This window comes from uncultured Microbacterium sp. (genome assembly GCF_947488465.1).
Taxonomy (GTDB): Bacteria; Actinomycetota; Actinomycetes; order Actinomycetales; family Microbacteriaceae; genus Microbacterium.
Map to the genome: position 1 here is coordinate 1 of NZ_CANKZA010000011.1, position 2926 is coordinate 2926.

Consider the following 2926-nt stretch of genomic DNA (forward strand, 5'->3'; position numbering starts at 1 on the left):
CCGCTGCTGGTGTGCGCGCACCTGTCGAGAGTGCACAGCCCTTAGTGTTCTCACAGGAATGCAAGGAGGCCCAGAGTTGAGCGACCTAGATCTCGCGGATGTCGAGAAGGAACTGAGTTCTAACGGCTTTGCTGTGCGCGAGGGTGACCTGAGCGATGTCAGTTTGGCATCGCTTCTTCAGCGGAAGTGGAAGCAGACTACACAGAAGGACGGTGTTCGGGTGTCCGCACTCAGACCCATGGAGCAGGAAGACGCCCCGCCCCGGACTCTGTCCGCTGTGTATGGTCTCGATGCTCAGCCGCTGCACACCGATGGGGCCCACCTGAAAAAGATGCCCGATGTCATTGTCCTCTACGCTCCAAACCCGACCTTGACCGCCACAGCAGTCTGGAAGCTTGGGCGAGAGTATCCGTCAGCTCTCTGGAACGGGGTGTTCACCGTCCGGGGAAACGACGGTAGCTTCCTGGCTCACGCCCTCGCCGATCAGAGGCTGCGCTTTGACCCGGTGTGTATGTCGCCCGCCGATCAGCTTGCGAAAGAGGCGCAAGCATTCCTGGGGCTCGCACGAGAAAGCGCCCATATCCACGAGTGGAACGCTGAGGAGACGCTCTTGTTTATTGACAATAGGAAGTCTCTCCACGGCCGCGAGGCTGTTCATGATCCGGGCGATGCCACATCACGAGTGCTCGAGAGAGCGGTGTACTTCATGGAGACGCGATGAGCAGCTCATTCGACCCGGATGGACTCTGGATCAAGTCCAAGCTCTTTATCAATCGTGCATTGGATGCGGATCGGGAGTTTGAAGAGCAAGCTTTCTGGGCCTGCAGCGCTCTCGAACTTCTCGGGAAGTGCGCCTTGGCGAAGGTTTCGACCCTCTTGATCGCGAACCCGATGGACGATGGGAACAGTCTCCTGGTTGCCAGTGGACTGACACAGGGCAACGCGACATCTGTGCCTGCTAAAGCTGTGTGGAGCCGTTGCCAGAGAGCGTTCAAGCCGTTCAGTGAGGGAGAGGCAAAGAAGCTCTCAGTCGGCAGGAATGAGTACATCCACGCTGCGGGGATTGGCTTCGATGCAGTTCCCGCCCATGCCTGGTGGCCTCGGTTCTGGTCTCAGGCCGTCATCCTCCTCAACCACATGGGGCTCATGATCGATGACTATGTGGACCGGAGCTATGTCGCAGCCGTCAATGCAGCCCTCGCGACGCGAAAAGAGACCGTGAGGCAGCAGCTCGAAGCGCGAATCGAGCGCGCGAAGACCATGCTGAGCCAGCACCAAGCTGGCACCCTATCTTCGCGCCAGCTCAAGGAGTGGGAGCTGAAGACTCAGTACCCCACTTCTCACCACTCTTACGCCGAGTGTCCTGCCTGCGGCGCTGACGCGAATCTTTATGGCGATGAGATCGTCGATAAGAATGTGGTTTATGGGAGCGGCGAGTGGGGCGAACCCGATGTACAGGTCACTCTGACGATCGCACCCATCGCCCTTGTCTGCGACCAGTGTCGACTCGACCTGAGCGACTACGATCTCCTCGTCGAAGCGGGTCTGGATGAAGGGTTTGAGGTCGAAGGAAGTGCCGACGACATCGATTACGAGCCGGAGTACAACAACGAATAGATCAACCGATGCGCTGGATGGGTGTACGCACACCCGGACTCAGCGCGATCCTGTCTTCGTCGACATGCCTTCTGTCTTCGGTAGCTCGGAGCCGTGACTGCTCAGCTGCGTGGCGGCTTCTTCGGGCTTCGCTCTTCGATCCCCTTGTAGGGGCCTTCGGTGATCTTCGAGTCCACATAGTTGGCGTCGCCGTCGTACTTATCGTAACGATCGGTGTCAGGGTTGTACTGCTGATAGCGGTCCCTGACCTGTCCTCGTCGGAACCCCTCGCCTGTGTTCTTCGCCAACGGGCTCTCCTCGGTCGCTGCTGATCTGGTGAGCAGATTCTATCCGGCGGGATCGACAACAGGAACTACTTCACGGAGGGCTGTGCAAGCGTGGCGCCGACTGCCTGCGTCATGTTCACCGCGGCGGAGTAGTGGGTGAGGTTGTGGACAGCTCTACCCCTGAACAGAGGGCCGTTTCCGTACTCGCCATGGAAGACTCGCTGAGCTGCGGGGATTGCACCTCGATCCACCAGCAAATCCCAGAGTTCTCGGGTCCTGCCGCCAATTGGGATGTAGAGGGTTTCGGGGCCGAGTCCGAGTGCTTCCTGCTCTGCCCTGAATCCCGCCACCACATGCTTCTCGATGTCGAGGGCGCCTGCCCGGATCTCCGCTCCGAGGCGGTCGGCGTACTTGGTGCCGTAGTCCTTCACCAAATCGGTGAGAAACGCCCCCTCCAAGGCAGTGCCTGTCAGAGCCTTCCTGAGTTTGGTGTCGCCTCCGCTAGTTTTAGCGTGGAAGTTCTGGAAGGGCTTGAACGCTCCCGCATCTCCGCCGAGGCCGAAGTTTGCTCCGATGAGCACGACATCCTTGCGAAGCAGCGGTGCAGCTGCGGCACTGTCCTCGAAGATCGACAGGTCGCCGGTAGTTGCGCCCCAGATTGCCCAACTCGCTCCCTGCCGGGAATCGAGAGCCTTGCTCGCTTCGTACTCGGCCACAGATACTCCTACGCGAGTGGCTGTCAAATGATCATTGAGGGTCGAGTGCATGCCTCAAACGTTATTGGTCAGCGAGTGGTGCAGCAGTGAACCCCTCCGGGCAGTTGATGATCTGTACAACCTTGTACAGACGGATCTTGCCTTCAGCGCCCGCAGATCCGAGAAGCTCAAGACCAGCAGAGTGAGCACCCTTCGAAACCAGGGAACCGCAAAGCCGAGAACCGCGGGTGCCGAGATCGCGTGGACTCGACACGCCCGAGATCCCGGCGCCCGCTGCTCCTGCGCCTCCGCTTTGATATTCGATTCTGAATCGCTCTGGCCGGCGAT

Annotated in this window: 4 protein-coding genes; 2 read left to right on the forward strand and 2 right to left on the reverse strand. The window is 59.4% G+C overall.

The genetic code is table 11. From position 1 onward, the window contains the following. Positions 1-76: 76 nt before the first annotated feature. The gene (locus Q0653_RS13930) at positions 77-721 is read left to right on the forward strand and encodes a hypothetical protein (RefSeq protein ID WP_298945353.1); all 645 of its coding nucleotides are present in this window, start codon (positions 77-79) and stop codon (positions 719-721) included. Beyond that, positions 718-1617 carry a hypothetical protein gene (locus Q0653_RS13935; RefSeq protein WP_196325399.1) on the forward strand — a complete coding sequence of 300 codons (900 nt, stop codon included), beginning with the start codon at positions 718-720 and terminating at the stop codon, positions 1615-1617. The genes Q0653_RS13930 and Q0653_RS13935 overlap by 4 nt, the downstream gene beginning before the upstream one ends. 101 nt (positions 1618-1718) lie before the next feature. On the opposite strand, the gene Q0653_RS13940 is transcribed toward Q0653_RS13935, so the two are convergent. After that, entirely contained in the window at positions 1719-1904 is a 186-nt protein-coding gene (locus Q0653_RS13940) for a hypothetical protein (protein WP_196325398.1), read from the reverse strand. Between the two features lie 65 nt (positions 1905-1969). After that, positions 1970-2599 carry a hypothetical protein gene (locus tag Q0653_RS13945; RefSeq protein ID WP_298945361.1) on the reverse strand — a complete coding sequence of 210 codons (630 nt, stop codon included), beginning with the start codon at positions 2597-2599 and terminating at the stop codon, positions 1970-1972. Positions 2600-2926: the final 327 nt, after the last annotated feature.

Coding starts and splice junctions, on each gene's coding strand:
- Q0653_RS13935 (WP_196325399.1), top strand. CDS start 718: ATGAGCAGCTCATTCGACCCGGATGGACTCTGGATCAAGTCCAAGCTC.